The organism is Bacillus crepusculi, assembly GCF_014764715.1.
GTDB lineage: Bacteria > Bacillota > Bacilli > Bacillales > Bacillaceae > Bacillus.
The window spans coordinates 425,878-447,075 of record NZ_JACXXE010000003.1; the positions used below are offsets into that span (position 1 = coordinate 425,878).

The window sequence follows — 21,198 nt, forward strand, 5'->3', positions numbered from 1 at the left end:
CGGGTATCGAAAGTTTATCCTGAAATGACTTGTGTGAATAAAAGCATCCTCCCTTTTTAATAGGAAAACAAAGAAAAACTAAAACAAACATAATTTACCATCTATTCCAAGCGACTTAATTCCCTAATTTTCGCTAGGACTTTCACAAAAATTCAGGTCTACTCTTATTTGCCTACTTCCATTAAACTGAAAATACAGAATAATCAAACGGATCATTCTTATAGACTACGGATGATTATTCTGAAATAAGAAAAAAGGGATGTGGAACGTGCGTGAAAAAGAAAAATGTGATGACAAGTGTTTTATTGGCTGTCCCTCTTCTGTTTTCAGCAGGGTTTGGAGGCTCGATGGCAAATGCCGAGACTGTCTCAAAATCAGATAGTGAAAAAAGCTATATCGTTGGCTTTAAAGCTTCTGCCACCACAAACAGCTCTAAGAAACATGCGGTGACTCAAAATGGCGGAAAACTCGAAAAGCAATATCGGCTCATTAATGCTGCACAAGTAAAAATGTCCGAACAAGCCGCAAAAAAACTCGAGCATGACCCTAGCATTGCTTATGTAGAAGAAGACCACAAAGCAGAAGCATATGCACAAACCGTCCCTTATGGTATCCCTCAAATCAAAGCTCCAGCTGTACACGCTCAAGGTTATAAAGGTGCTAACGTCAAAGTAGCTGTCCTTGATACTGGTATCCACGCCGCACACCCTGACTTAAATGTTGCAGGCGGTGCCAGCTTCGTCCCTTCAGAGCCAAATGCCACACAAGACTTTCAATCACATGGAACTCACGTAGCCGGAACTATTGCTGCCCTTGATAACACAATTGGTGTTCTTGGGGTCGCTCCAAGCGCCTCCTTATATGCCGTTAAAGTGTTAGATCGAAACGGAGATGGACAATACAGCTGGATTATTAGCGGTATTGAATGGGCTGTTGCCAATAACATGGATGTCATCAATATGAGCTTAGGCGGAGCAAGCGGTTCAACAGCACTGAAAAATGCTGTTGATACAGCAAACAACCGCGGAATCGTTGTCGTTGCTGCTGCAGGTAATTCAGGCTCCACTGGCTCTACTAGTACTGTTGGCTATCCGGCAAAATATGATTCTACAATTGCCGTTGCCAATGTGAACAGCAGCAATGTCAGAAACTCATCCTCTAGCGCAGGTCCTGAATTAGATGTTTCCGCGCCTGGTACTTCTATTTTAAGTACAGTGCCAAGCAGTGGATACACCTCTTATACTGGAACGTCTATGGCGTCTCCTCATGTAGCAGGAGCAGCAGCGCTTATTCTTTCTAAAAACCCGAACCTATCAAATTCACAGGTTCGCCAGCGCTTAGAAAACACAGCAACACCGCTTGGTAACTCATTCTATTACGGAAAAGGGTTAATTAACGTTCAAGCGGCTTCAAACTAAACAAGTGTGACAAAAAAATCCGGCTGACCCAGCCGGATTTTATTTGTTTATGGCTTTCTTGACGTTTTCTCTTTTTTCGCTGCTTTTTCCATATCCACGATTCTCTCCATCATCGTCGGATGTCCATAGCGAAATACTTTGACTAGAAGAGGTGGATTGACTTGAGACAGACCTGATTTTGCAAGTTTTTGAAAAGACGTCACCCCCGCTTCTCCATCTTTTGTCAGGTTCACTGCATATTCATCAGCTGCCTGTTCTTGATGCCTTGAAACAGCGTTTGTAAAAGGGGAAGCTGCAAATGATAGCATCGATACAATAATCAAAAGAAGCGGAAGAGCAGCGACATCCTGTGGTCCCTTCAACCGAAACAAGACGGTTCCCTTTTCATAAAAGTAAAAATAAAGACGGTCCACTACAAAGAAGCCTGCCAGTGACAGTACTAAATATCCAGCTAGACCAATATAGACATGCTTCATAACATAATGACCCATTTCATGCGCCATGATAAATAAGATTTCCTGATCCTTGAGCTTTTTAAGCGTCGTGTCCCATAAGACAATGCGCTTATTTTCACCAATTCCTGTGACGTAAGCGTTCATTGTGTTCGTTTTCTCAGACATATTCACCTCATATACATGATCTGCTGGGATATGCGCTTTGTCTGCAAGCGTTAATATTTTTTTCTCAAGAGCTTGATTCTTTAAAGGGTAAAAATCGTTGTACAGCGGATCAATGACAACCGGCTGTATAAAGAAGAGAAACAGAGTGACTGGGACTGTTAAACACCAGGCATACAGCCACCATCGCTTTCTTCTCTTTTGAATGAGCCAAAAAAACACAATAGCACATAGGGCAAGGAGGGGATATTGAATCCAGAAATCCAATGTTTGATCTTTTAACCAGCTTGCCGTACTTTGTGCAGATATTCCGTAGTGTAAAGACAGCTGATAGCCAACCCACTTAATTGGCAATGAAATCAGCATTGTCAGAAGCGACAGCACAAACACATATACAAGTTTGCTTAAAAAGGTGAAGCGGGCTGCTGCCAAGCTCCAGTCTGCTAATTTCCGTGAAAAACCTGCAATAAGCAAAAGGAAAAAGACATACCAATCTAACGGGATTGTGATAAAGTACAGCAGGTTACGTATGTTCGAGAAATTCTCGCTGATGACAAGCTCATGGCTTGTCATAAATGTATGCGGGTCTGCACTTGTTCCTTTCACACTTTCAGGAACCGATGAATCTCCCATTAGAAACAAATAAGAATAAATAAAAAGACCATATACTATGTATGCTACCGTTGCAAGAGCTACCCATTTACGTACTCGCACAGGTCAGCCTCCTTTCCATTCCTCTCTTTATTCTAATCACGCACATTTTTGTTTAGAACCTGTCTTATTTGGCTCCATCATAGCATGCCCTATCTGAAAAAGCTTTCGCGAAAAAAATGATTATGCTTCTATAAAATCGGAGAAGCTACTTATAAAACAGTGAGTTGGAGGATCAAAATGAAGAAAATCCTTGCAGGAATTGTGATCTTTGGACTTTTACTAATCACCTTCTTTTATGTGTTTAGCCGGACTGGTGACATATTCGATGAGAATCGAGCAGAAAAATTATTGCTTTCACCGACGAATCAGTCCATTTCGTATGAAATAGATGATAAAGACACAGCTGAAGATTTAATTGAAGAATTAAACAAAGGCAAACAAACAAGCAATCATCTTAAGAAAAATATAAAAAAACCTGATTATATTGCCAAAGTCATGTTTGGACGAACAAACGGGACCACCTTTCAGCTATGGACGAATCGATCTCAGGTCGTTTTTTTAGTAGATGGCACGTATTATGAACTGAATCAAAAACAATCAAATTCTTTTCAAAAACAATTAAAAGAAGCCATTCAAAAGGGAGCCTCCTCATAAGAGACTCCCCCTTTTTATTTACTTTCTTCTACTTGATACTTGTCCTTTAGCGCTCTTCTTAAAATTTTACCTGTTGTGTTTTTTGGAATATCATCTATGAAATGGATCGTTTGGGGCTGCTTATATTTTGCCAAATAGCGTGAACAATGTGTGATGATGTCTTCTTGATTGATGTGAGCATGTTTCTTAGGGGAAATGTAACAGACGACTGCCTCACCTGTGTTTGGATCTGGCACACCGATGACAACGGCTTCTGCCACAGCTTCATGTTGATAAAGCACTTCTTCTACTTCTCTTGGATAGACATTATAGCCACCAACAAGAATCATATCCTTTTTTCGATCGACAATATAAATATATCCATCTTCATCTCTTCTCGCCAGATCACCAGTATACAGCCACCCATTCCTCAGTGCGGCTTCAGTATCTTCTGGCATTTGATAATAGCCTTTCATAATGTTTGGTCCTTTTGCTATCAGCTCTCCGACTTCATTCGGACCAACTTCCTCTCCAAGTTCATTTACGATCTTATTCTTCACATTCATAATGTCAGTCCCGACTGAACCTGGTTTTCTTTTTCCATCAAGAGGATTGAAAGCAGTTACTGGCGAGGCCTCTGATAATCCATAGCCCTCCAGGACCGTGACACCGAACTTTTTCTCAAATCCGTGCAGTAAGGCAACAGGCATGGAGGCACCGCCTGAAATACAAATTCTCACTGATGACATCGCTTCATCATGACCGTCTTGGCGGTACAAATAGTTATACATGGTGGGAACACCAACAAATAGCGTTGGTTTCTCTTTTTCCATCATGCGCAAAAGCTCTGAGGGGCTGAAATGCGGCAATACATAAATGGTCGCGCCATGAATCAGTGGTGCATTCATACAGACGGTTAAACAAAATACATGGAACATCGGCAAAGCGGCAATGACCTTGTCCTTTTCATCAATCGATAGATACTCTCCAATATCTCTCGCATTTGAATAAAGGTTGAAATGAGTCAGCATCGCACCCTTTGGTTTTCCTGTCGTGCCAGATGTAAATAAAATAACCGCAGTATCGTCCGGCTGAATGGAAGGATGCACGTTTTCTTTCGCATCACCAGACACAAGCTTTCCAAAGAAAACAAGACGATCACCTACTTCCTTGATGCTTGATCTGCACGCAGATTCATTTTCTGCACAAATGATCACTCTTTCAATAGAAGGAAGCTGTTCATACACCTGCTCGTATACTGGCAGAAGCTGCTCAGGTGCAACAATGGCTTTGACATCACCTGTGATCAGCATATAGCCAATTTCACTTGGCGTGTATGTTGGATTGACTGGTACAACGACAAGCCCTGCCTTTAATGCACCAAAAAAAGAAATGACGAAATGCGGTGAATTTCCTAAAATAAGCGCGATATGATCTCCGGCTTGAAACCCTTCGCTCACTAAACCATCTGCAAAGCGCTCGATACTTGTCATCAGCTCTCGATAGGTCCATTTGTTTCCTTCAAAGATCAGTGCGATGTTTTCTCCCTTCATCATCGCCGTCTGCTCAAGATTTTTGATCAAATCCATTCTCCCACCCCTTATGCGTCGTCAATGAATGAATAGCCATTCATTTTATGACCAAACATTCCTCTTTTCTATTATAATAGACAATCGAAAAAATCCACAAGCTCAAATGTGAATCGCTTTCATTTCTTTTAATAAAAAAGCACCGCTATCTCTAGCCGTGCTTTTCCCCGCTTAATAAATCAAATCAAGAAAATCTTCTTTCGATACATTGCCGAAATAGTGGCGCATATCCATATCTTCTAATACGCCGCTGATCGTTTGACGATCATATTGCTGTCCAATCAGTCTTTTTTCAATATCGGCAATATCCCCCACGCCAAAGAAGTCACCAAAGATCTTGCAATCCTGAATGATTCCTTTTTTCACCTCTAATCGCAGATCAATAGAGCCAGCTGAGAACCGCTTTGAGTGCTGCAAATTAAACTTAGGTGAACGGCCATAGTTCCATTCCCATTTTTGATAACGATCACGAGAAATCTCATGAATCTTTTCCCAATCCTTTTCAGTCAGCTGATACTGCGGCACGTCCCCATTCGTATCAAAAATGTAGCTTAAAAGAATTTTTTTAAATTCTTCTGTTGTCATCTTTTGATCCATTAGTTCACTAATATTGGCGACCCTGCTTCTAATGGACTTAATGCCTTTTGATTCAATCTTTTCTTTTTTCACATTTAAAGCAGAAACGACATGTTCGATTTCTGAATCAAATAGCAGTGTGCCATGACTGAAAATACGTCCGCGTGTGGCGAATTGGGCATTACCAGAAATTTTGCGTCCATCTGCCATGATATCGTTTCTACCGCTTAATTCAGCTTTGATGCCTAATTTTTCAAGCGCTTTGATCACTGGCTCTGTGAACTTTTTAAAGTTGTGGAAGCTGTCCCCATCGTCTTTTGTGATAAAGCTGAAGTTTAAGTTTCCTTTGTCATGGTAAACTGCACCACCGCCTGACAGACGGCGAACGACTTTGATTCCATTGTCTTCCACATATTTTGTATTGATCTCTTCTATTGTATTTTGGTTCTTTCCAATGATAATTGACGGCTGGTTGATGTAAAACAGCAAATACGTTTCTTCAGGATCTAAATATTTTAAGCAATACTCTTCAATTGCCAGATTAATCATTGGGTCATAATGTTGTTCGTTATCTATAAACAGCATCTCTATCTTCCTTCCTTGTTCCATCTAAGCCCTGAATGGGCAAGCTGTATACTGCCAGTATATAGTGTCTGCGCTTCATTGACTAGGTCTTTATGCCGTCCGAAATGAGGGAGATGAGTGATGATGAGCTCTCCAACATTTGCTTCATTTGCAATCTTCGCCACTTCTGTACTGTTCATATGTCCTGCACCTGATCCGTCTTGTCCTGCGTAAAAATTGCTTTCGGCGATCAGTAGATCTGCCTTTTTACTAAACGGGATAAAAGCGTCCTGATAGCTTGAATCTGCTGTATACACAACCACAGCATCATCTGTCTCAATTCTCATAGCATAACATTCTGCCGGATGAACCGTTTTCAAAAAATCAATTTGAAAGGGACCAATTTGCAAGCCTTCTGCCGGATGATAAGGCTTTGCTTTTGTATGTACATGATCAGAAAGCCGACCAAATGCCTCTTGATCACCAGTATGTCCATAGACACTAAGCGGACCGCTGCTTTTTCCTAAATGATATCCCACTAGCTTCGCATATTGGAGTGGTCCGATATCTGCAATATGATCGTGGTGATAATGAGAAAGGAGAACAGCATCTAGTTCCTCTATATCAATGTATTGCTGAAGCATAGAAAGAACACCGCTCCCGCAGTCTACAAGCAGACGAAAGCCATCTGATTCAAAAAGATAACCTGACGTCGCTTCACCAGCTGCCGGAAACCCTCCATAGCATCCAATCACGGTTAATTTCATCGTCATTTTTCCCTCCTTTTCTAAAAATCCCCTTCTTACAATATACCCATTTTTCATAGAAAAAGCATTCTTCTTGCCTATTGTTGCAAAACAGATTGACAATTATTAATCTGTTATAATACAATGATAACAACAAAATGTATTGGAGGATGACAAATGCTAGGAAAAATCACTGAGTTTTTTAGAAATTTGCCTTCAAAGAAATGCACAAAATGTGGAAACGATTTAATGGAACAGCACGAGTGTTATGGTAATGAATGTGAGGAATGCTCACAAGTAAGTTATCTTAAATAAGGAAATAAATTGAATAAAAAAGCACTTTTTTCCTCCGTCGTCAGTTGGAGTCAAAAGTGCTTTTTATTTTATTTGAAAAATAGGTAAAAAGGTAAAACCCTTGGCACAAAAGGGTTTTTTAGTATTTTCATATGATGACATTTAGTTCTGAAGACACTTTTTATTGACTTGAAAAAATAAAGGAGGTTCTAAATGTCCATTTTTTCAAACAATTTTGTATTTTCTTAATATAATTTAATCGTGGACGAACCTCTTTAATTTTAGTTATACTTTAATTCATATATTAAAACTTAATATGATGGGAATATTCCTTTAATGAATAAGTTAGGGAGGAAATCTATGAAAAAATTAAAATTTGGATTAGCTACACAAATCCTAATCGGTCTTATTCTCGGTGTCGTTGTTGGGGCAGTCTTTTTCGGTAACCCTGGTGTTGAGACATACTTAAAACCAATTGGAGACTTCTTCTTAAGACTTATTAAGATGATCGTCATACCGATTGTCGTCTCTAGCTTAATTTTAGGTGTTGCAGGTGCCGGTGATGGTAAAAAAGTAGGGAAGCTCGGTTTTAGAACCATTCTTTATTTTGAAATTATCACAACATTTGCGATTATCCTTGGTCTTGTGCTTGCGAACTTTGTACAACCTGGTGCAGGCGTTGACTTTGGACATGCGGAAAAACAAGATATTAGCCAGTATGTTGAAACGGAAAAAGAGCAAAGCAATAAATCAATTGCTGATACGTTCCTTCATATCGTTCCAACGAACTTCTTCCAATCATTGGCGGAAGGTGATTTGCTTGCGATTATTTTCTTCACTGTGTTATTTGCGCTCGGCGTTTCAGCCATTGGTGAACGCGGCAAACCAGTGCTCGCCTTCTTTGAAGGTGTATCACATGCCATGTTCCATGTCGTCAATGTTGTGATGAAAGCTGCACCATTTGGTGTGTTCGCACTCATTGGTGTTACAGTATCAAAATTTGGTCTTGAATCTCTTATTTCATTAGGTAAGCTCGTAGGTCTTGTTTATTTTGCGCTCGCTCTCTTCCTTATCGTTGTATTCGGAATTATTGGAAAGATGATCGGCGTCAATATTTTCAGATTTCTTGCTTACATGAAAGACGAAATGCTTCTTGCCTTTAGTACATCCAGCTCTGAAACAGTTTTACCAAGAGTGATGGATAAAATGGAACGCATCGGATGTCCAAAGGGAATTGTCTCTTTCGTTATCCCTATCGGTTATACATTTAACCTAGACGGCTCCGTCTTGTATCAAGCCATCGCTGCCCTTTTCCTTGCACAGGTATATGGCATTGACCTAACGATCGTCCAGCAGCTCACGCTGATTCTTGTGCTGATGGTGACATCAAAAGGAATGGCTGCTGTTCCTGGTACTTCATTTGTTGTATTACTCGCAACATTAGGAACAATTGGTGTTCCTGCTGAAGGTCTCGCATTTATTGCAGGTGTTGACCGTATCATGGATATGGCGCGAACCGTTGTTAACTTAACAGGTAATGCACTTGCAGCTGTCGTGATGTCTAAATGGGAAGGGCAATATGACCCTGAAAAAGGACATCGTGTAATGACTGGACAAGATGCTCCTGAACCAACACAGCTTTCAAGCTAATCAAAAAGAACCCCGCTAGATGGGGTTCTTTTTTTTATGCTGTGATTAATGTTGATTGAACATAATGATAAAGGAGATTCGCTGTGTGAATCAGTGAATCTTCATGTGTTCTTTCAAAGGCATGCGAGGAGTCGATGCCGGGACCAATCAGTCCATGAATGATATCATGTCCTGCTCTAATGGCTGCTGACGCATCTGATCCGTAATAAGGATAAATATCCAGACGGTAATCAATTTTATTCTCTTCTGCTAATGCGGCTAAATGCTTGCGTAATCCATAGTGATAAGGACCGCTCGAATCCTTCACACAAATAGACACACTGTATTCATCTGTTGATTGACCGTCGCCGATAGCCCCCATATCTACAGCCAGGTATTCTACCGTTTCTTCTGGAATATTCGAGTTTCCGCCGTAGCCAATTTCTTCATTATTTGAAATTAAGAAGTGTGTTGTATGCGGTAAAGTGATGCTTTCCGTTTGAATCCGGTGGATTAAACGCAGCAATAACGCCACACTTGCTTTGTCATCAAGATGTCTTGATTTAATAAAGCCTGAAGATGTCACTTCCACTCTAGGATCAAATGAGATAAAATCCCCTACTTGAATCCCAAGTGCTTTGACATCGTCTTGATTTTTTACCTTTTCATCAAGACGAATCTCCATATTTTCTTGGTTTCGTTTCGCTTTTCCAGCATCCGCATAGACGTGAACTGATGTTTGATGCATGAGAATGGTTCCTGTGTATGTACGGCCTGATACTGTTTCAATTTCACAATATTCGCCTTCTATTGAGTTATACTGAAAGCCTCCGATGAGTGCAAGACGAAGCCGGCCATTTGATTTAATTTCCTTTACCATCGCACCGAGCGTATCGACATGCGCTGTCAGCATGCGGTGTTCCTTGTCATCTGTTCCTTTGATTGTAGCAATTAATCCGCCTTTTCGATTTCGCTTTGTCTCAATATTCAAATCGTGTAAAAAACGTTCAACAAAACCGATCACCTTTTCTGTATTCCCTGATGGACTTGGGATCGATACAAGCTTTTGAATCAGCTGAACTGTTTCGTTTACTTCCGTTGTCATTCGGCATTTCCTCCTTTGTCTGAAAGCAATGTCTTCCAAGTATGCCTTTTTCAGCATCTCTTCTTAAAATATATCTCTTCGGGTTCGTGATGTCTAATTTCTAATCAAAAAATCCTTTCTCTATAAAGAGAAAGGATTTTTTGATTAAGCCTCGTCTTGTTTCATTTTTCTTACGTTCCAAGCAAAGTATGCGGTTGTTGCCGCCATCATGATGATGGCAACTGTCCCAAGGATTGCTACTTGGTGCCATAAATAGCTGTCATCACCGCTTGCAATGATCGTTCTAAATCCATTGATTGTATACGTCATTGGAAGCAGGCTATGAATGACTTGGAAGAATTTCGGTACGAGCTCAAGCGGGAATGTACCCGCACTTGCTGCGAGCTGAAGAACCAAGATAATGACGGCAATGAAGCGTCCTGGGTTCCCCATCGTTGTCGCCAGAAGCTGAATGATCGCTAGGAACGTCAGGCTGACGACAATCGCAAAGAGATAGAAGCGCCAGAGACTCTCTACCTCAAGACCAAGTCCAAAGATGAGCATGGAGCTTGCAATGACTGCTTGCAGGATACCAACAAAGAGGAGCACACTATATTTGCTGAAAAACCATTCAAACGCATTTCTAGGGCGTCCAGCAGGGTCTTTCATTGGGAATACAACAGTCAGCATAAGAGCTCCTACAAAGAGTCCCATGGATAAAATATAAGGTGTGAGCCCTGTTCCATAGTTATCAATTTTTTTCGCTGTATCGTTTTCTGTTTTGACTGGGCTTGCAATCATATTGTAATTGTCTTGGTCCGCATCAATTTCACCAGTTTCATCTGCGGCGCTTTTTAATTTATCGGACAGCTTCCCTGTACCACTCTTTAAGTCGCCCAATCCTTTATCGAGCGATTTTGAGCCTTCAGCAAGCTTAGATGTATTGCTTTGGATACTCGTTGAACCACTTTCCAGCTTATTTAACGCTGCGCTAAGCTGGCTTGAACCATTTGCAAGCTTATCCGCACCACTTTTCGCTGTATCAAGCTTTCCATTTGCTGTTTGCAGGCCATTTTGTAATTGGCCTTGACCTGTTTGAAGCTTCAGTGCACCTTGATACAATTTATTCGTACCAGATGTCATTTGATCAATTGCATTTTGTATTGCGACTGTCGATGTGTATAGCTGTTCTGTTTTCTCTGGTAGCTGTTTGACTTGCTGTAGCTGTGCTTTTGCCGAGGCAACCGCAGATTGAATCTCACTTGCATCAGGCAGTTCCTGCAAGGCGGCTAAGCTTTGCTCAAGTCCAGACAGATCAGGTAATTCGATGTTAGGCAGACTGTCGAGCTGATCCATTGCTGCCTTTTTCTCTTCATCTGTCATTGAGCTGTTTTGGATAATGCTTTTTACTTTTGCATCTCGATTCGCTAACGCTTCTTTTAATGAAGCAAGTTTTGTACTGAACGTTTTTGCGTCTTTTTTCACCTGATCGAGTTTAGGGGCCATCTTTTCAAGATTCGCTAATTCTGGTGAAGACAAGACTTTTTCTACTGCTGCAATTTTTTCAGAAAAGGATTGTGCTTTGTTGTTTAGCTGCTCAATGCCTGCTGTGAATTGCGGCATTTTAGAAGCGAGCTGCTCATGTCCTTCACGGCTTGTGTTTAGCCCTTCAGTCAATGTATCAATACCTGTGCCAAGCTCTCCAAATTTCTGATCGATGGTTTGATAGCCTGTTAAGAGCTGACCAAGCCCGCTGTCAAGAGACTGGATTCCTGTGTTCAATTCACCCATTTTCCCTGCGAACTGATGAACACCTTCACTATAGGTTAACGTTCCTTCAGCCAATTTCGCCAGGTTGTCTTTTAACTTTTGACTGCCATCTTTTGCGCTTTTTGTTCCGTCATCAATTTTCTTCGCACCATCGCTTGCTTGATCTAATCCCTTTGCAATCGTTTTGAAGTTATCAAAGATGACCTCTGCATAATTTTCTGTGACTTCCTTTGAAACCGAATCTTTTAATTTGATTATGGCATTATTCGCAATTTGTGACGCAGCATAGTTTGCGCCTGGGTTCGTATAATATTTCAGATTCGATTTTTTCGGATGTTTATCGAGCACTGTACTTGCATTTTTCGAGAAATCTTTTGGTATTTCTACGACAAGATAATAGTCCTCGTTATTTAATCCCTTGACGGCCTTTTCTTCACTATCGACAAAGTGCCATTTAAAACTATTGTTCTTCTTCAATTCCTTCACCAAATCATCGCCAACCTGAAGTGTTTTCCCGTCATAATGACTGCCTTCATCCAAGTTGACAACCGCTACAGGTAATTGATCTACTGTACCATATGGATCCCAGTAAGCTTTTAAAAATACACCACTGTAAATCAGCGGAATAAATAAGACAGCTAAAATCGGGATCAGTAGTTTTTTGCTCGTCACAATGTCTTTCCATTGATTCCGAATTAAATTCATTGCTGTTTTCCTCCCATTGATGAATGACTAAATTAAGAATTCGGTCATTTGAACTCAAAAAAAAATTATGTTGTTACAGAAAGCCCTTTTAGTACATAAAGCTCCAGCGATTCGGCTACCTCTTCTTTTGTTAAAGGCTCGTATCGCTTTTCCCAATCAAAAATAAGTGCAATATATAATTTCACCATCACAAATGCCGTCAATTCAGGATCACATGGCTTAATGTCGCCTTTATCAATCGCTTCTTTTACTTTCGTTTTAATATAGCGAATGATCATTTGCTCCATCTTTTCAATCATTTCCTTGACCGCTGACGTGCCAAGCTCCGCATTTTCCTGAAAGATTTTAATTGTGAGCTGGTGGTTTTTTCGAAATTCCAATATTGCAAAGAGTGCTAAGTGAAGGTTTTCAGAGAAACTATTTTTCTCATCAATCGCCTCATCAGCAATTTTTCTCATCTCCATTAAAAGGGATGTGAAAATTTCATCAAACAGCTCTTCTTTGTTTTTGAAAAAGGTATAAATGGTTCCCTTTCCGACGTTGGCAAGCTTCGCCACAAGGTCCATCGTGGTCGCTTTATACCCAAATTGAGTAAATGCCTTCGTGGCCCCATCTAAAATCATTTGTCTCCTATCAACACTCATGGTCTCACTCCCAAAATGACTATTTGAACGTTTTGGTCATTAAGTACAGAAAGTAATATACCACATCCTTTTCCTCGGATGCAACTACTTTGTTCACTTTTATGATCCCCAACTCTTTTCTCATGATTCGAACATGAAAAACTCCCTTTCCATGATAGAAAAGGGAGTTTGTTTTATGAAAATAGATAAGATACAGCCTCTGTGATGGCGGCTTTTCCTTGATCAATACAATCAGGGATTCCAACACCTTCAAAAGCAGCACCAGTGATATAAACACCAGGATATGATTGCTTAAACGTGTCTCGCATGTTCTTAATGGCTTTTTGATGACCGACGTGATACTGAGGCATGCTCGTCTTCCAGCGGGTCACTGTCGTCAGTTCTGGATCAGCTTTAATATCCATGATTTTCTTCAAATCCTCCAGCACAATGCTGACGATTTGGCTGTCTGACTGCTCGACAATCGATTCGTCTCCAGCTTTTCCTACATACGCACGCAATAGCGTTTTTCCTTTAGGAGCTGTATGCGGCCATTTTTTATTCGTCCACGTACAGGCTGTAATAGAGAAATCACTGTTTCTTGAGATGACAAAACCAGTGCCGTCATATTCATTATGAACATCCTCTTCTTTAAAGCCAAGTGCAACCGTTGCAACAGAAGTAGATGTCATGTCGTGCAAGTACTCAAGACCTGCTTCTTTTGGAAACATGGAGTAGATCGATTGATGCGGAGTCGTGACAATGGCTGAATCTGCAACAAGCGTTTGACCGCTGTCTAGTTGCACACCATAGCCCCCATCCGTTTTTTCAATCTGCTTCACTTTTGTCCCTTTATAAATCGTCGTCAGCTTGAGCTTACTTTCTACCGCTTCAACAAGTGCTTGCAGTCCTTGATTGATTGTTTGGAACTGTCCTTGCTTTTTCGCTGTCACTTGCTGCGCTTTCGCATGCTGCTGTGATTTTTTCATCCCAATAATCAAACTGCGATGCTGTTGTTCCGTTTGATAAAACTGCGGGAAGGTAGACATTAAGCTCAGGCGGTCAATGTCACCTGCATAAATACCTGATAAAAGAGGCTCAATTAAATTCTCGACGACTTCATCGCCCACACGTCTTCTAAAAAATTCACCAAGCGACTGATCTTCTGTCTGCTTGCTTTTCGGTAAAACGAAATCCATCGCCGCTCTCGCTTTTCCTGCCACTGAAAAAAGACCAGTTGTAATGAATGGACTGATTTGAGTTGGAATGCCCATAACAGCACCCTTTGGCATCGGATGAAGGGTTTCATTGACTAATACATACGCTTGCCCTGTTTCATTATTGACGAGCTGATCGGACAGGCCGACATCCTTTGCCAGCTGCGGTCCACTGATCTTTCTTTCTAAAAATGAATCAGGTCCACGTTCAATGATATAGCCGTCTTTATATAATGTTTGAATTTTTCCACCTAGCCTAGGACTCGCTTCAATTAGAGATATTTGGATCGGGAGACCTTTTTCTTCGATTTCCTTCTCCAAATAGAAGGCGGCGGCTAAACCAGTGATGCCACCGCCAATGATGACAAGGTGTTTTTGGTTGTCATGCATAGGATCGCCTTCTTTTATATGATTACTTGCTTTCATCAAGCTTTTTTAATACGACTGTGGCCAGCGCATCAATAAATGCGGGTTTCGCATTTGGCATATCGGGGCGATAGTAGGCTGCACCGATTTCATCAGTTACGACTTTACATTCATAATCGTTGTCGTATAACACTTCGAGATGATCAGCGACAAAACCAACAGGCACGTATACGAACGTTTTATAGCCTTTTTGCTCAAATAGGTCCCGCGTTAAGTCTTGCACGTCTGGTCCAAGCCATGGATCAGGCGTGTTGCCTTCACTTTGCCAGCCAATTTCATAATGTTCAATTCCTGCACCTTCAGCAATCATTTTTGCAGATTGTGCGAGCTGGTCAGGGTATGGATCTCCTGCTGCAATGATTTTTTCTGGCAGGCTGTGTGCAGACACAATGAGCACGGCCGATTCTCTTTCCTCTTGGCTCATTGATGCATACGTATCTTTCACTTGTTTCACCCAATAGTCCACAAACTTTGGCTCATCATACCAGCTTTCAACAGAAGTGATCTTCAGATTGCCAAGCTTGTCTGCTTCATCTTGTGCACGTTTGTTATACGATTTCACACTAAATGTTGAGAAGTGAGGTGCAAGAACGATACTCACCGCTTCTGTGATGCCATCTTGATGCATCTTGGCAACCGCATCTTCAATGAACGGCTCAATATGTTTTAAGCCAATGTAGACATGGAATTCAATCTCGTCTTGGATGTTATTCAAATGATCACACAAACCATTTGCCTGCTGTTCTGTAATTTTTGACAAAGGAGAAATACCGCCGATGGCTTTGTAGCGATCCTTTAAATCTTGCAGCATCTCTGGCTCCGGCTTTCTGCCTCTACGGATATGTGTATAGTAACGCTCAATATCTTCTTCTTTATATGGGGTGCCATATGCCATGACAAGAAGTCCCATTTTCTTTTTCTCCACAACCAACACTCCTTCAGATCATTTGAAATAGTTTAGATGGATGTTTTTTTATGTGTAGCCGAATAGTCGTGAATAAAATCTGTCAGCTTCTTTAACGTGTCTGGTGAAACATCAGGAAATACCCCATGACCTAAGTTAAAGATGAAGTGGTCTGATTTCATCCCTTGATCTAAAATATCCTTTGCTCTTTCTTCAATCACTTCCCAAGGAGCAAGTAAGATGGTCGGATCAAGGTTTCCTTGTAGCGTTTTGGTTAAACCTTCTTTTCGCGCTTCGTCTACACTCATACGCCAATCAAGGCCAACGACATCAAGCGGCAGATCATGCCAATCCTTTGCCAAATGACTCGCACCAACTCCGTACATGATCATCGGTACGTTTTCAGATTTAAGCTCTGTGAAAATACGCTGCATGACAGGCTTAATAAATGTCCGGTAATCTGCTGCATTTAAAGCACCAACCCACGAGTCGAAGATTTGAAATGCACTGACCCCTGCTTTTACCTGCGCGCGTATGTATGTGATCGTCATATCAGCTAATTTGTTCATGAGCAGCATCCAAGTCTCTGGCTCACTGTACATGAGTGCCTTCGTTTTATGATAATTTTTAGATGGACCGCCTTCAATCATATAGCTTGCCATCGTAAATGGTGCACCGGCAAAACCAATGAGCGGAACATTTAGCTGCTCCTTCGTTAAAAGCTTGATTGTATCAAGCACATAGGGCAGATCTTCTTCAGGATGAAGCTCCCCAAGACGTTCAATATCTGCCTTTGTCCGAATAGGTGAATCAATCACAGGCCCAATTCCATTTTTAATTTCAACGTCCACTCCAATAGCCGGAAGCGGGGTCATAATATCTTTATATAAAATAGCGGCATCTACACCATATTGTTCTACAGGAAGTCTTGTTACATAAGCACATAGCTCTGGCTGATGCGTAATTTCAAATAGCCCGTATTTTTCTTTAAGGGCACGATATTCAGGCTGCGAGCGTCCTGCCTGTCTCATATACCAAACAGGTACATGGTCTGTTTTTTCCCCTTTGCACGCCTTTAAGAACGTGTCATTAAAAGCTTTCGTTTTTCCCATTACCTTTCATTCCACCTTTCGCCTCACACTCTCTTTGTATAAGGCTCAAACACTGCTTTTACTATACCGCTTTTTCAAGGCACGGTATACTAAAGCGGCTCAATGTTCAAAAAATCGCCGAATATGAACGTCCAAAAGTTTCTGGCTTAACATAGGAACTGCCTTCGCCTTCTTCTTTCGTTTGGGTATTATATGGAACAACCTTATACTGCGCATCTGAAAACACATTGGCATACGGCATTGTGTAGCTACCGGCCCCTGTCACTGAGTCGATCAGCGTCTCGCTACCATTTCTCTTTTCATAGATGCGGTATTCAACCCGTTTATCCTCCTGCTTGTCCCATGACAGCTCCAATGTAAACAACCCTTTGAGTTTAAACACATAGCGGGCTTCAAATCCTGATAATCCTTCTAAATGGATGGGCGATTGAAGTTCTTTAATTCCCACTGGTTTTTCAAAAGTTTCATTGGTGATTTGGGCTGCCGTTAAAATATCCTTAAACAGCTGCACTGGATACTCACTGCCGCCAGTTAAATAGTGGCTGTTATCGGTTTTGTCATACCCCATCCATATCGCACCTGTTGTACTAGGCGTGTAGCCAGCAAACCAAGCATCTTTCGTTGCCCCTTTCACACCTGAATAGGTGGTTGTTCCTGTTTTACCTGCTAAATCTCCAGCATATGAACCGCTCTGGGCTGTCCCGCCTTTGACGACTTGCTGAAGCATTCTCGTCATATTCCATGCGTTTTGCACACTAAACACTCGTTCTTGCTTACCACGATTCTTTTCTATCGTTTCTCCTTCATCATTGGTGATTTTCTGAATGAAGAAAGGCTTTTTATATACACCTTCATTTGCAAATGTATGGAAGGCTCCAGCGATCTGCAAGGGAGAAACCCCTTTTTCTAAGCCGCCAAGTGCCATAGCAAGTCCTTTATCCGAAATATCGATTCCCATTTTCTCGAGATATGATTTCGAGGTATCAATGCCAAGCTGACTTAACGTCCACACAGCAGCAGTATTTTTACTCTTCATCAAGGCATCCACCATCGTGACCCTGCCTTCATACTGCCCATCATAATTTTTTGGTGAATAGCCGTCATAGCTTTTTTCTTTATCTTCAAGCAATGAATAAGGTCTGAATTTTTTCTCCTGCATCGCCGGACCATACACCGCAATCGGCTTGAAAACAGATCCAGGCTGTCTAACAGCCGTTACCCTGTTATAGCCCCTTGCCTGATATTCTCGTCCGCCAATGGCTGCTTTTACTCCACCAGAATCGTTATCAATAAAGACGGCACTGCTTTCTGGAGAACCGCTTTTTCCCGGGAAATAACGGTTGTTCTTCATCGCATCATAGGCGACTTTTTGCAGATTCATATCGATCGGGACTGTAATGGTATAGCCGCCTTGAAGTAATTGTTCATGCGAAATGGCATACTCTGAATCTGCTTCTTTAATGATAAGATCTACATAGCTGTCCACCCAAGGCGTTTCTGATTTCTTTTTCAAATGAATGCCTAGTGTTCTCCCTTTTGCTTCTACTGTTTCTGTGGATGATAAATATCCTTGTTCATTCATTAAATTCAAGATGGTGTCTCGTCTTTGTTTATTTTTCTCAGGATGTAAAACAGGCGAGTAAGAAGACGGTGCCTTTGGCATCGCAGCGAGGGTAGCACCTTCGCTGACAGTTAAATCTTTCACATCTTTACTAAAATAATAATTGGCTGCCGCCTGAATACCATAGACGCCATGGCCGAAGTAAAGCTGATTCAAATACATTTCAAGCAGTTTATCCTTTGAATAATCTCTTTCTAAATTAATCGCAATAATGACTTCTTTTGTTTTTCGAAGAAAGGTTTTATCATTGGTGAGAAAAATATTTTTTGCGAGCTGCTGCGTAATCGTACTGCCTCCCTCTACCTTTCCTCCTGCTAATATATCTCGATAAACCGCCCTTGAAATAGATTGTGCATCAATTCCATGATGCTCATAAAAACGTTTGTCCTCAACAGCCACAAAGGCTTTCGCTACTTTATCAGGTACCTCATTTAATGACACAGGGTCCCGATTTTCCGAGTACATGCTTGTGAGTTCTTTTCCATTCTGATCAATGATTTTGGAGGAAGCGTGAAAAACAAGCTTCTTTTCATCTATGACATAATGGCCTAAAAATAAAATGGTCAGATAGCCAATAAATGAAAGCACGAGTGTACTCCCTGCAATGACTAACGGAATGATTATCTTCTTTTTCTTCAAATTAGGTCACCTCATTCCTTTATACGGCTAGTATGGGATGTATTGCTTCATAATATGTTTTATGGATTGACTACCAAAGAATTATATATCATTCTTTTGTTATACTATCAAGCAGGAGGCGATTTAGATGAATTTCTATATTACATATGGAACAGCAGACTTTTTGCATAAAATCGCAAAGAAGCACCATCTGGAAAATCTACTTTATATGGTCGGAAAAGAACAAGCAGCCCTTTTTCATGAAACCGAGGGTGAGACTGTCTTTAAAGCCCCTCATGCCTATGAGGTGATTTATGCAAAAGGCGATCTCGTTCAATCTGGCTTCGTCACCTTGAATCATATCCCTGTGAAGCTTGAAAGCAGAGCACTTTTTGAATCCACCTTTCAGAAGAAAACAAACATCTCAGAGCATCAGCGCGGCTTCCAGGCTTTACGTGTCTTAAGACCACAAAAAGATGAAGAGGTCTATCTGATTTTGACGCTGTGGGAATCAGAGGATTTATTTCAAGACTTTCAAGAATCAGAAGCCTTCTTTCAGCCGCACGAGGACACAGGCTCCATCTTCTCTCGTCCTGCCTATCTCACATCCTACCATGCCGTCACAGACAATTAAGGAAGTGCTGCTTTGAGCACTTCTTTTTTCATGAAAAAAAGCCCCGTAGCTAGGCTTCTTTTTATCATCTTCATTTGAGCTCGTATCGATGAATGATTGGCTGAACCACATAGAAATTCAGCAATATCCATCCTAATAAGAGTGGCCACTTCAACATAGGCGAAGCGCCTTTCAATTGAATCAGCAGCACCAATAGCGGAACCAAGCAGATCATGAAAAAAATCATCTTTGAGGCAAACGTTTCTTTGATTTGATACCGACAGCTTGGACACATCATCATTTTCGTATGTGATAAATGAAACTTTTCGACGAAAGAAAATGCTTTTGAACAATTTGGACAGCTTCCCAACACGATTCCTCCCTTTTCTCCGCTTCATATCAACTTCGACTTTTTTGTAAAATGACCTTTTGAAGCCGAATACGAAATCCTCTTCTGTTGAAAGATTCTAACAATTACCATACAATCAGTAAAAGAGCATGAAGGAGGTTTTCGGATCAATGTCAATATCCACTTTACAAAAAAGCATCAATGAACGTCTTGATGAACATTATGAGGAAATGGTTGAAATTAGACGCCATCTCCATATGAATCCTGAGCTTTCTTTTCAGGAGGAAGAAACAGCCGCTTTCATCGCCAATTACTATGACACATTACAAATACCAACACGTACTCAGGTAGGCGGTCATGGTGTTCTTGCTTTTATTGAGGGAGCTTCTCCGGGGCCGACCATTGCCCTAAGAGCTGATTTTGATGCGCTGCCGATACACGATGAAAAGGATGTGCCTTACAGATCGACAAAGCCTGGTGTGATGCATGCGTGCGGTCACGATGGGCACACCGCAACGCTTCTTGTCTTAGCGAAAATCTTGCATACACATCGTGATCAATTAAAAGGGAAAATCGTCCTCATTCATCAGCACGCAGAAGAATATGCGCCAGGCGGTGCTAAACCGATGATTGAAGATGGCTGTTTAGACGGTGTCGATGTCATATTCGGTACGCACCTTTGGTCATCAGAGCCATGTGGCACGGTGCTTTATAAAAGCGGGAACTTTATGGCAGCTGCCGACCGTTTCTCTATTCAAATCCAAGGGAAAGGCGGACATGGCGCTCAGCCTCATCTAACGAAAGATGCCGTACTCATCGGTTCACAAATTGTCGCAAATCTGCAGCAGGTCGTCGCCCGTAAAGTCAATCCAATTGATTCTGCTGTTGTATCTGTTGGAGGTTTTGTGGCTGAGAATGCCTTTAACGTCATTGCAGATTCTGCTGTTTTAACCGGCACTGCAAGATCCTTTGAAGAAAGTGCACGACAAATCATTGAACGTGAAATTGAACAGGTGGTGAAAGGGGTTTGCCACATGCATGATGCATCGTACACATATGAATATGTGAGAGGATATCCTGCTGTCAAAAATCACCCGAAGCCAACTGAATATATTGCGGAAATCGCAAAACAGACAGAAGGTGTCATAGAAGTAAAAGAAGCGGAAACCCAAATGGGTGGAGAAGATTTTGCTTACTACTTGCAGCATGTTCCTGGCACCTTCTTCTATACAGGCGCCATGCCAGAAAACAGCCAGGATGTGTATCCACATCATCATCCGAAATTCGATATTAACGAAAACGCAATGCCTGTCGCAGCAAAGGTACTGGCTCATGCCGTCCTTTCCTACGATGAATGAAAAAAAGCCGCTGCCTGGTCTTACCCCTGTCAAGTAGACAATTATAAAAAGCCTAAGCTGCCAGTGTGTGACGGTATT

Annotated in this window: 18 protein-coding genes; 6 read left to right on the forward strand and 12 right to left on the reverse strand. The window is 41.4% G+C overall.

All coding sequences use genetic code 11. The features are described 5' to 3' along the window. The first annotated feature begins 272 nt into the window (after positions 1–272). Entirely contained in the window at positions 273–1,418 is a 1,146-nt protein-coding gene (locus tag IEE86_RS08995; protein WP_191096896.1) for a serine alkaline protease SapB, read from the forward strand. Between the two features lie 47 nt (positions 1,419–1,465). Here IEE86_RS08995 and IEE86_RS09000 read toward each other — a convergent pair whose 3' ends face one another. Continuing rightward, a complete protein-coding gene (locus IEE86_RS09000; protein ID WP_191096897.1) occupies positions 1,466–2,749 on the reverse strand; it encodes a M48 family metallopeptidase in 1,284 nt (427 codons plus the stop codon). A 177-nt stretch (positions 2,750–2,926) separates the two neighbouring features. Here IEE86_RS09000 and IEE86_RS09005 point away from each other — a divergent pair, with 177 nt between their 5' ends. After that, positions 2,927–3,343 carry a YhfM domain-containing protein gene (locus IEE86_RS09005; protein ID WP_191096898.1) on the forward strand — a complete coding sequence of 139 codons (417 nt, stop codon included), beginning with the start codon at positions 2,927–2,929 and terminating at the stop codon, positions 3,341–3,343. A gap of 14 nt (positions 3,344–3,357) precedes the next feature. Here the strand turns inward: IEE86_RS09005 and IEE86_RS09010 are convergent, their stop codons facing one another. From IEE86_RS09010 to IEE86_RS09020, 3 genes are all read right to left on the reverse strand, one after another. After that, positions 3,358–4,911 (reverse strand): fatty acid--CoA ligase family protein, encoded by a 1,554-nt coding sequence (locus tag IEE86_RS09010; RefSeq protein ID WP_191096899.1) that lies wholly within the window; start codon positions 4,909–4,911, stop codon positions 3,358–3,360. Between the two features lie 171 nt (positions 4,912–5,082). Then, the gene (locus IEE86_RS09015) at positions 5,083–6,072 is read right to left on the reverse strand and encodes a lipoate--protein ligase (RefSeq protein ID WP_191096900.1); all 990 of its coding nucleotides are present in this window, start codon (positions 6,070–6,072) and stop codon (positions 5,083–5,085) included. A gap of 2 nt (positions 6,073–6,074) precedes the next feature. Further along, the gene (locus IEE86_RS09020; RefSeq protein WP_191096931.1) at positions 6,075–6,818 is read right to left on the reverse strand and encodes an MBL fold metallo-hydrolase; all 744 of its coding nucleotides are present in this window, start codon (positions 6,816–6,818) and stop codon (positions 6,075–6,077) included. Between the two features lie 156 nt (positions 6,819–6,974). Between IEE86_RS09020 and yhfH the strand changes: the two genes are divergently transcribed. Together yhfH and IEE86_RS09030 are read left to right on the forward strand one after the other, a co-directional pair. Beyond that, positions 6,975–7,112: a protein YhfH gene (gene yhfH, locus IEE86_RS09025; protein ID WP_008359029.1), complete on the forward strand. Its 138-nt coding sequence runs from the start codon at positions 6,975–6,977 to the stop codon at positions 7,110–7,112. A gap of 339 nt (positions 7,113–7,451) precedes the next feature. Next, the gene (locus IEE86_RS09030) at positions 7,452–8,741 is read left to right on the forward strand and encodes a cation:dicarboxylate symporter family transporter (RefSeq protein WP_191096901.1); all 1,290 of its coding nucleotides are present in this window, start codon (positions 7,452–7,454) and stop codon (positions 8,739–8,741) included. A gap of 34 nt (positions 8,742–8,775) precedes the next feature. Here IEE86_RS09030 and IEE86_RS09035 read toward each other — a convergent pair whose 3' ends face one another. The 7 genes from IEE86_RS09035 to IEE86_RS09065 form a co-directional block, all read right to left on the reverse strand. Next, positions 8,776–9,825, reverse strand: coding sequence for a M42 family metallopeptidase (locus IEE86_RS09035; RefSeq protein ID WP_191096902.1), 1,050 nt, complete (start codon positions 9,823–9,825; stop codon positions 8,776–8,778). 144 nt (positions 9,826–9,969) lie between these two features. Further along, positions 9,970–12,279 carry a YhgE/Pip domain-containing protein gene (locus IEE86_RS09040; RefSeq protein ID WP_191096903.1) on the reverse strand — a complete coding sequence of 770 codons (2,310 nt, stop codon included), beginning with the start codon at positions 12,277–12,279 and terminating at the stop codon, positions 9,970–9,972. A gap of 65 nt (positions 12,280–12,344) precedes the next feature. Then, complete coding sequence (locus IEE86_RS09045) at positions 12,345–12,923, reverse strand: TetR/AcrR family transcriptional regulator (protein ID WP_191096904.1); 579 nt, start codon at positions 12,921–12,923, stop codon at positions 12,345–12,347. Positions 12,924–13,096: 173 nt separating this feature from the next. Beyond that, a complete protein-coding gene (gene hemY, locus IEE86_RS09050; protein WP_191096905.1) occupies positions 13,097–14,509 on the reverse strand; it encodes a protoporphyrinogen oxidase in 1,413 nt (470 codons plus the stop codon). A 22-nt stretch (positions 14,510–14,531) separates the two neighbouring features. Further along, the gene (gene hemH / locus IEE86_RS09055; protein ID WP_191096906.1) at positions 14,532–15,470 is read right to left on the reverse strand and encodes a ferrochelatase; all 939 of its coding nucleotides are present in this window, start codon (positions 15,468–15,470) and stop codon (positions 14,532–14,534) included. 32 nt (positions 15,471–15,502) lie between these two features. After that, positions 15,503–16,561, reverse strand: coding sequence for a uroporphyrinogen decarboxylase (gene hemE / locus IEE86_RS09060; RefSeq protein ID WP_191096907.1), 1,059 nt, complete (start codon positions 16,559–16,561; stop codon positions 15,503–15,505). 106 nt (positions 16,562–16,667) lie between these two features. Beyond that, a complete protein-coding gene (locus IEE86_RS09065) occupies positions 16,668–18,821 on the reverse strand; it encodes a transglycosylase domain-containing protein (RefSeq protein ID WP_191096908.1) in 2,154 nt (717 codons plus the stop codon). 127 nt (positions 18,822–18,948) lie between these two features. Here IEE86_RS09065 and IEE86_RS09070 point away from each other — a divergent pair, with 127 nt between their 5' ends. Then, positions 18,949–19,434, forward strand: a complete 486-nt coding sequence (locus tag IEE86_RS09070; protein WP_191096909.1) for an antibiotic biosynthesis monooxygenase family protein — start codon at positions 18,949–18,951, stop codon at positions 19,432–19,434. A gap of 70 nt (positions 19,435–19,504) precedes the next feature. On the opposite strand, the gene IEE86_RS19325 is transcribed toward IEE86_RS09070, so the two are convergent. Beyond that, positions 19,505–19,648, reverse strand: coding sequence for a hypothetical protein (locus IEE86_RS19325; protein ID WP_224740877.1), 144 nt, complete (start codon positions 19,646–19,648; stop codon positions 19,505–19,507). A 284-nt stretch (positions 19,649–19,932) separates the two neighbouring features. Between IEE86_RS19325 and IEE86_RS09080 the strand changes: the two genes are divergently transcribed. Then, a complete protein-coding gene (locus tag IEE86_RS09080) occupies positions 19,933–21,120 on the forward strand; it encodes a M20 family metallopeptidase (RefSeq protein WP_191096910.1) in 1,188 nt (395 codons plus the stop codon). Positions 21,121–21,198: the final 78 nt, after the last annotated feature.

Excerpts from the sequence above, each read along its gene's own strand:
- hemE (WP_191096907.1), bottom strand. The coding sequence starts at position 16,561 with ATGGGAAAAACGAAAGCTTTTAATGACACGTTCTTAAAGGCGTGCAAA.
- IEE86_RS09045 (WP_191096904.1), bottom strand. The coding sequence starts at position 12,923 with ATGAGTGTTGATAGGAGACAAATGATTTTAGATGGGGCCACGAAGGCA.
- hemY (WP_191096905.1), bottom strand. The coding sequence starts at position 14,509 with ATGCATGACAACCAAAAACACCTTGTCATCATTGGCGGTGGCATCACT.
- IEE86_RS09080 (WP_191096910.1), top strand. The coding sequence starts at position 19,933 with ATGTCAATATCCACTTTACAAAAAAGCATCAATGAACGTCTTGATGAA.
- IEE86_RS09040 (WP_191096903.1), bottom strand. The coding sequence starts at position 12,279 with ATGAATTTAATTCGGAATCAATGGAAAGACATTGTGACGAGCAAAAAA.
- yhfH (WP_008359029.1), top strand. The coding sequence starts at position 6,975 with ATGCTAGGAAAAATCACTGAGTTTTTTAGAAATTTGCCTTCAAAGAAA.
- IEE86_RS09020 (WP_191096931.1), bottom strand. The coding sequence starts at position 6,818 with ATGAAATTAACCGTGATTGGATGCTATGGAGGGTTTCCGGCAGCTGGT.
- IEE86_RS09005 (WP_191096898.1), top strand. The coding sequence starts at position 2,927 with ATGAAGAAAATCCTTGCAGGAATTGTGATCTTTGGACTTTTACTAATC.
- IEE86_RS09070 (WP_191096909.1), top strand. The coding sequence starts at position 18,949 with ATGAATTTCTATATTACATATGGAACAGCAGACTTTTTGCATAAAATC.
- IEE86_RS09030 (WP_191096901.1), top strand. The coding sequence starts at position 7,452 with ATGAAAAAATTAAAATTTGGATTAGCTACACAAATCCTAATCGGTCTT.
- IEE86_RS09010 (WP_191096899.1), bottom strand. The coding sequence starts at position 4,911 with ATGGATTTGATCAAAAATCTTGAGCAGACGGCGATGATGAAGGGAGAA.
- IEE86_RS09015 (WP_191096900.1), bottom strand. The coding sequence starts at position 6,072 with ATGCTGTTTATAGATAACGAACAACATTATGACCCAATGATTAATCTG.
- IEE86_RS19325 (WP_224740877.1), bottom strand. The coding sequence starts at position 19,648 with ATGATCTGCTTGGTTCCGCTATTGGTGCTGCTGATTCAATTGAAAGGC.
- IEE86_RS09035 (WP_191096902.1), bottom strand. The coding sequence starts at position 9,825 with ATGACAACGGAAGTAAACGAAACAGTTCAGCTGATTCAAAAGCTTGTA.